This is a genomic window from Streptomyces sp. NRRL WC-3549 (assembly GCF_000721935.1).
Taxonomy (GTDB): domain Bacteria; phylum Actinomycetota; class Actinomycetes; order Streptomycetales; family Streptomycetaceae; genus Streptomyces.
Genome location: NZ_KL585391.1, coordinates 111,463 through 118,592, shown reverse-complemented (window position 1 = coordinate 118,592; position 7,130 = coordinate 111,463). Strand labels below are relative to the sequence as shown.

At 70.9% G+C, this 7,130-nt stretch carries 7 protein-coding genes; 3 read left to right on the top strand and 4 right to left on the bottom strand.

All coding sequences use genetic code 11. The features are described 5' to 3' along the window. Window positions 1–5: 5 nt before the first annotated feature. From IH13_RS0109100 to IH13_RS0109085, 4 genes are all read right to left on the bottom strand, one after another. Window positions 6–446: a Fur family transcriptional regulator gene (locus tag IH13_RS0109100; RefSeq protein WP_031082712.1), complete on the bottom strand. Its 441-nt coding sequence runs from the start codon at window positions 444–446 to the stop codon at window positions 6–8. Between the two features lie 65 nt (window positions 447–511). Further along, entirely contained in the window at window positions 512–1,405 is an 894-nt protein-coding gene (locus IH13_RS0109095) for a metal ABC transporter permease (RefSeq protein WP_031082711.1), read from the bottom strand. Between the two features lie 2 nt (window positions 1,406–1,407). Continuing rightward, window positions 1,408–2,067: a metal ABC transporter ATP-binding protein gene (locus IH13_RS0109090; protein WP_031082709.1), complete on the bottom strand. Its 660-nt coding sequence runs from the start codon at window positions 2,065–2,067 to the stop codon at window positions 1,408–1,410. A 41-nt stretch (window positions 2,068–2,108) separates the two neighbouring features. Beyond that, window positions 2,109–3,095 carry a metal ABC transporter substrate-binding protein gene (locus IH13_RS0109085; protein WP_031082706.1) on the bottom strand — a complete coding sequence of 329 codons (987 nt, stop codon included), beginning with the start codon at window positions 3,093–3,095 and terminating at the stop codon, window positions 2,109–2,111. A 217-nt stretch (window positions 3,096–3,312) separates the two neighbouring features. On the opposite strand from IH13_RS0109085, the gene IH13_RS0109080 reads away from it, so the two are divergent. The 3 genes from IH13_RS0109080 to dusB all read left to right on the top strand — a co-directional run bounded on the left by IH13_RS0109080 (window position 3,313) and on the right by dusB (window position 6,680). Then, the gene (locus tag IH13_RS0109080) at window positions 3,313–4,695 is read left to right on the top strand and encodes a glycine--tRNA ligase (RefSeq protein ID WP_031082704.1); all 1,383 of its coding nucleotides are present in this window, start codon (window positions 3,313–3,315) and stop codon (window positions 4,693–4,695) included. A 312-nt stretch (window positions 4,696–5,007) separates the two neighbouring features. Next, window positions 5,008–5,217, top strand: a complete 210-nt coding sequence (locus IH13_RS0109075; RefSeq protein ID WP_031082702.1) for a DUF6243 family protein — start codon at window positions 5,008–5,010, stop codon at window positions 5,215–5,217. A 311-nt stretch (window positions 5,218–5,528) separates the two neighbouring features. Beyond that, on the top strand, window positions 5,529–6,680 hold the full coding sequence (dusB, locus tag IH13_RS0109070) for a tRNA dihydrouridine synthase DusB (RefSeq protein ID WP_031082700.1): 1,152 nt from the start codon (window positions 5,529–5,531) through the stop codon (window positions 6,678–6,680). Window positions 6,681–7,130: the final 450 nt, after the last annotated feature.

The window sequence follows — 7,130 nt, the reverse complement described above, 5'->3', positions numbered from 1 at the left end:
CGCGGCTACTTCGGTGCGGAGCCCGACGCGCACTCCGCACAGGTGCCGAAGACCTCCACGGTGTGCGCCACGTTGACGTAACCGTGTTGCGAGGCGATGGTCTCGGCCCATTGCTCCACGGCGGGGCCCTCGACCTCGACCGCCTTGCCGCAGACCCGGCACACCAGGTGGTGATGGTGGTCACCGGTGGAGCAGCGGCGGTAGACCGCCTCTCCGTCCGTGGTGCGCAGCACGTCGACCTCGCCGGCGTCGGCGAGGGACTGCAGGGTGCGGTAGACCGTGGTCAGGCCGACGGAGTCCCCGCGGTGCTTGAGCACGTCATGGAGATCCTGGGCGCTGCGGAACTCGTCGACCTCGTCGAGTGCCGCCGCGACCGCCGCCCGCTGCCGGGTCGAGCGGCCGCGCACCGGAGCCGCGTTCGTGCCACTGATCGGCGCCGTCGCCACAGCTGCCTCCTCATGTCGCCCGTACGTATGTCGGGCCATTGTGCCAGCCCGGCCGCGTCGCACGGTCATACGCGCACGTCGTCCGCGCCGGGGCGTGCGCCCGGTACCTCCAGGGTGCACTCGGCGGGCTCCGGTTCCTGGGCGCGGGCCCTCCTGCGGGCCAGCGGGGCGGCGAGCGCGGTCAGCGCCACGAACGCGGCGATGGCCAGCAGCACGATCGTCGCCCCGGGCGGTACGTCCTGGTAGTACGAGGTCACGGTGCCCGCCAGGGTCACGGCCGTGCCGATGACGACGGACAGCACGAACGTCACCTTGAAGGACTTCGCGATCTGCTGGGCGGCCGCGACCGGCACCACCATCAGCGCGCTGACCAGCAGCAGGCCGACGACGCGCATCGCCACGGTGACCGTGACCGCCGCCACCACGGCGACCAGCAGGTTGAGCACCCGCACCGGCAGCCCGGTGACCCGGGCGAACTCCTCGTCCTGGCTGACCGCGAACAACTGCCGCCGCAGCCCCACGGTGACGAGGACCACGAGGGCGGCCAGGACCGCGATGGTGGTGACGTCCTCTTCGGAGACCGTCGACAGCGAGCCGAAGAGGTACGACGTGAGGTTGGCGTTGGAGCCCGTGTCGGAGAGGTTGATCAGCATCACCCCGCCCGCCATACCGCCGTAGAAGAGCATGGCCAGGGCGATGTCGCCGCGGGTACGCCCGTACCAGCGGATCAGTTCCATGACGACCGAACCCGCGACGGCCACCAGGGTGGCCATCCAGACGGGGTTGGCGGACATCAGGAAGCCGAGGCCGACACCGGTCATGGCGATGTGCCCGATGCCGTCGCCCATCAGCGCCTGCCGGCGCTGGACCAGGTAGATGCCGATGGCGGGCGCGGTGATCCCGACCAGCACGGCCGCGATCAGGGCCCGCTGCATGAAGGGGGGTGAGAGGAATTCCATGATCAGGTCAGCAGTCCCGTCCGGACGGGCTCCATGGCCGCGTGGGGGTGTACGTGGTCGTGGCCGGGCAGCGCGTGCTGGCCGACGGCCTCGGGGGGCGGTCCGTCGTGCATGACGCAGCCGTCACGCAGCACGACCGCCCGGTCGATCAGCGGCTCCAGGGGGCCGAGTTCGTGCAGGACGAGCAGCACCGTCGCGATCAGCACGCGCTGGTGCTGGCCGCCGGAGAGGGCGTCCACGGAGTCCTTGGCCCGGTCGCCGAGGCCGACGAGCGCGATGGCCCGGTCGACCGCCGCACGGTCCGCCTTGCCCGGCGGCCGCAGCCTCGTGCGCGAGAGCCGCCCGGAGGAGACCACCTCCCGGATCGTGGCCGGGACCCCGCCGGCGGCGGTGGTGCGCTGCGGTACGTAGCCGACGCGCGCCCACCGCCGGAAGCGGCGCAGCGGGGTGCCGAAGAGCTCCACGGAGCCCCCGGTGAGCGGGACCTGGCCGATGACCGAGCGTACGGCGGTGGACTTGCCGGAGCCGTTGGCGCCCAGCAGGGCCACGACCTCGCCCCGGTGGACGGTCAGGTCCACGCCGCGCAGCACGGGGCGCGCACCGAGCGTGGCCGTCCCTGCGCGCATGCTGATCACGGGTTCGGACGTTGTGGGCTCGGGCATGAGCGCCTCCGATGCTGCCGGCGGGGAAGGGGGGAGCGGGGTCACTTCGCGCCGAGTGCCTTCTGCAGCGCGGCCAGGTTGGACTTCATGACCTCCAGGTAGTCAGCGCCCTTGGACCGGTCGGTGATTCCCTCCAGCGGGTCCAGGACGTCCGTCCTGAGGCCGAGGTCCTTGGCCAGGGTGGAGGCGGTCTTGTCGCTGGCGAGCGTCTCGAAGAACACGGTGGTCGCCTTGCTCTTCTCGGCGACCGCGTGGATCTCGTTGATCCGGGCCGGGCTGGGCTCGGCCTCGGGGTCGAGGCCGGCGATGCCCTCCTGGGTGAGGCCGTAGCGCTCGGCGAGGTAGCCGAAGGCGGAGTGGGTGGTGATGAAGGTCGTGGTGGCGGTGTCCTTCAGCCCGGCCTCGTACGCCTCGTCCAGGGCGTTCAGCTCGTCGACCAGCTTCGCGGTGTTCTCGCGGTAGTCGGCGGCGTGGTCGGGGTCGGCCTTCTCCAGGGACGTGCCGACGCCTTCGGCGACCTCGGCGTACTTCACCGGGTCCAGCCAGATGTGCGGGTCGGCACCCACGTGCTCGTGGCCGTGGTCCTCGCCCTCGTGGTCGTGGTCCTCGCCGTCCTCGCCCTCGTGGTCGTGGCCGTCGACCTCGGTGCCGTGGTCCTCCAGCGTGGTGAGGGAGGCCGCGTCCACGGTGTTCTTCACCCCGGCCTGGCCCACCGCGTCGTCCACGGCGGGCTGGATGCCCTTGAGGTACAGGATGTAGTCGGCGTCGCTCAGCGAGCCGATCTGCCTGGGGGAGAGCTCCAGGTCGTGCGGCTCGACGCCCGGCTTCGTCAGCGTGGTGACGGACACGTGCGACCCGCCTATCTCCTCGGCGAGGTACTGCATCGGGTAGAAGGACGCCACGACGCCCAGCTTGCCGTCGCTCCCCCCGCCGGTCGCGTCGGAGGAGGAGCAGGCGGAGAGCGTCGTGAGGCCGAGGACGACTGCTCCGGCGACGGCGGTGGTGGGTATGAGGCGGCGTACGTTCATGACATCCATTTTCAACTAAAGTGGAAACGATTGTCAACAAGGCTGATGAGATGACCGGATGGTGGTTCCGGTGTCCTCGGACCCCCACCGATTTGATCCAATGGGTGCGCGCGCCGCTAATCTGAGTCATTCGCCGCCCGTCTCCCCCGAGCACCGTCCGACCGAGGCGGTTCGCGCCGTTCCTGTCCAGTTCCGCCGTCGTAATGAAGAGAGCACCGTGGCCGCCGACAAGATCGACACCATCGTCAGCCTGAGCAAGCGCCGTGGCTTCGTCTACCCCTGCAGTGAGATCTACGGTGGCCAGAAGGCCGCCTGGGACTACGGACCGCTGGGTGTTGAGCTGAAGGAGAACCTCAAGCGCCAGTGGTGGCGCTACATGGTCACCTCCCGCGAGGACGTGGTCGGCCTCGACTCGTCGGTCATCCTGGCCCCCGAGGTCTGGGTCGCCTCCGGCCACGTCGCCACGTTCTCGGACCCGCTCACCGAGTGCACCTCCTGCCACAAGCGCTACCGCGCCGACCACCTGGAGGAGGCGTACGAGGAGAAGCACGGCAAGCTCCCGGCGAACGGCCTCGCCGACCTCAACTGCCCCAACTGCGGCAACAAGGGCACCTTCACCGAGCCCAAGCAGTTCTCCGGCCTCCTGTCGACCCACCTCGGCCCGACCCAGGACTCCGGCTCCGTCGCCTACCTGCGCCCGGAGACCGCCCAGGGCATCTTCACCAACTTCGGCCAGGTGCAGCAGACCTCGCGCAAGAAGCCGCCGTTCGGCATCGCGCAGATGGGCAAGTCCTTCCGGAACGAGATCACTCCGGGCAACTTCATCTTCCGCACCCGCGAGTTCGAGCAGATGGAGATGGAGTTCTTCGTCAAGCCGGGTGAGGACGAGGAGTGGCAGGAGTACTGGATGCAGCAGCGCTGGAACTGGTACACCGGCCTCGGCATGCGCGAGGAGAACATGCGCTGGTTCGAGCACCCGCAGGAGAAGCTCTCCCACTACTCCAAGCGCACCGCCGACATCGAGTACCGCTTCCGCTTCGGCGGCAGCGAGTGGGGCGAGCTGGAGGGCGTCGCCAACCGCACCGACTACGACCTCACGGCGCACTCCAAGGCCTCGGGTACGGACCTCTCCTACTTCGACCAGGAGAAGAGCGAGCGCTACACGCCGTACGTCATCGAGCCCGCGGCCGGTGTCGGCCGAGCGATGCTGGCGTTCCTGCTCGACGCCTACAGCGAGGACGAGGCCCCCAACGCCAAGGGCGTCATGGAGAAGCGCGCCGTGATGCGCCTCGACCCGCGCCTGGCGCCGGTCAAGGTCGCGGTCCTGCCGCTGTCCCGCAACCCGCAGCTGTCCCCGAAGGCCAAGGGCCTCGCGACCGACCTGCGGCAGAACTGGAACATCGAGTTCGACGACGCGGGCGCCATCGGCCGCCGCTACCGCCGCCAGGACGAGATCGGCACGCCGTTCTGCGTCACCGTCGACTTCGACACCCTGGACGACAACGCGGTGACCGTGCGCGAGCGCGACACCATGAAGCAGGAGCGGGTCTCCCTGGACCAGATCCAGGCCTACCTCGGCTCCCGTCTGCTGGGCTGCTGACGCCGCAGCCGTACGGTGACGAAGCCCCCGGGTCCGCGACCGCGCCCGGGGGCTTCCCCGTGAGGGGGCCGTGGCCGAGGCCCACCGGGCGGCGGCCGGCCCGTCCGCCTGGCGCCGGACCCCGCTCACCCCGAAAACCGGGTGAGCGGGGTCCGGTCTCCGAGGTACCTTTCCGGCATGTACTCGTTCTTCCAGATCTACGAGTGAGCGCGCGGCGGGCCCGGACCGCGAAGGGCCCGCCCGCCGTCGAACCGATCCACCGGTTCCCCGACCACTTCCGACCTCACGTCTCACCACGAATGGGAGAACGCCGTGGCCAAGAGCCGCAACAACCTCCTCGGCGTAGGCGGACAGCGCAAGAAGCTGTCCCGCGCCGACCAGCAGGGCAACGGCCCCGCACGCGAAGCCGACCGCAAGGCGTCGGCCGACCAGAAGCAGGAGCTGCTGCGCAAGATGCGTGAGCGCGCCGCAGCCCCCGGGGCGAAGGACGAGGCGCCCGGGCAGGACGCGGCGCAGAGCTGACCCACCCCCGGCGCCCGACGCCGGCCGCGGGCCCGGACCACTTCGGCGGTCCGGGCCCGCACACGTGTGCCGTGAGGGCCGGGCCCGGCGACCGGGGCCGGGCCCCGGCGGGCGTACCGGGCGGGGCTGCCGCGCCTCGACCGCACCGGCCTCCGTCGGGGCCCTCGGCGGCCCGCTCGGGTGGCGCACGCCCCGGCCGGAGAGGGGCCGGGCCGGGCCCGGAACACCTGGCCGGGGCCGCGCCCGACGGCGCCTGGGCGGGACCGGCGGGCGGCGGGAGCGATCTTCGCGGCGTGCGCGACAATGGGGGGATGACCACGCTCGCCCCCGCCGCCCCCGCCCCGCTCCGTATCGGCCCGCACACCGTGCAGCCGCCCGTGGTGCTGGCCCCGATGGCCGGCATCACCAACGCCCCGTTCCGCACCCTGTGCCGGGAGTTCTCCGGCGGCAAGGGGCTGTTCGTCAGCGAGATGATCACCACGCGGGCGCTGGTCGAGCGCAACGAGAAGACCATGCAGCTCATCCACTTCGACGCGAGCGAGACCCCGCGCTCCATCCAGCTGTACGGAGTGGACCCGGACACCGTCGGCAAGGCGGTCCGGATGATCGTCGAGGAGGACCTCGCCGACCACATCGACCTGAACTTCGGCTGCCCCGTCCCCAAGGTCACCCGCAAGGGCGGCGGCTCGGCGCTGCCGTTCAAGCGGCCGCTGCTCCGGGCGATCCTCAGAGAGGCCGTGGCGGGCGCCGGTGACCTCCCGGTCACCATCAAGATGCGCAAGGGCATCGACGACGACCACCTCACCTATCTCGACGCCGGCCGCATCGCCGTCGAGGAGGGCGTCACGGCCGTCGCGCTGCACGGCAGGACCACCGCCCAGCACTACGGCGGCACCGCCGACTGGGAGGCGATCGCCCGCCTCAAGGAGCACGTCCCGGAGATCCCCGTCCTCGGCAACGGCGACATCTGGAGCGCCGACGACGCCCTGCGGATGATGCGCGAGACCGGGTGCGACGGCGTGGTCGTCGGCCGCGGCTGCCTGGGCCGGCCCTGGCTCTTCGGCGACCTGGTCGGCGCCTTCGAGGGCACCGGGGCCCGGCAGACGCCCGCCCTGCGGCAGGTCGCGGACGTCATGCTGCGCCACGCCACGCTGCTGGGGGAGTGGATCGGCGACGAGAGCAGGGGCGTGATCGACTTCCGCAAGCACGTGGCCTGGTACCTCAAGGGCTTCGCCGTCGGCTCCGAGATGCGCAGGAAGCTCGCGGTGACCTCGTCCCTGGCGGAGCTGGACGCGCAGCTGCGGGAGCTGGACCTGGACCAGCCGTGGCCGGACGGCGCGGACGGCCCCCGGGGGCGTACCTCGGGCAACAACCGCGTGGCGCTCCCGGACGGCTGGTTGAAGGACCCGTACGACTGCGCGGGCGTGGGCGCCGAGGCGGAGCTGGACACCTCCGGCGGCTGAGCGGCGCCTCCCACCGGGAGGCACCCAGTGCCCCACCACGAAGCCCGCTCACATGAGCGGGCTTTTGTCTGCGTTCCGGGCCTGCGGCGGAGAGGCGGGCGGAGATCCGAAGCGCCGGCGAGGTGGTTCTGTGACGCTCCGTCCATGGGTGATCACCGGTAAGTGACCACATGATGGGTTCAGGGTGTCCGGATGGTGACATCTGAGCACACCCTTGAGAGTGATTCTCGCCACCCTTGAGGCAGGGCGAGCTCAAATGAGCGCTCTTTTGAATGCTGCACTTCTCAAATGGCGGCACTGGGTGCCAGGCATCCGCACTTTGATCGATCGACACATCCGCTACCGCATGTGGGCGCAGGGCCCAGATCCCGCCACGCTCCGTGCCGATGCGTTCGAGAGATGAACGCGGGCGGGTGGCGGTGCGAGGCGGCCCGCCACTTTGGATCCGCT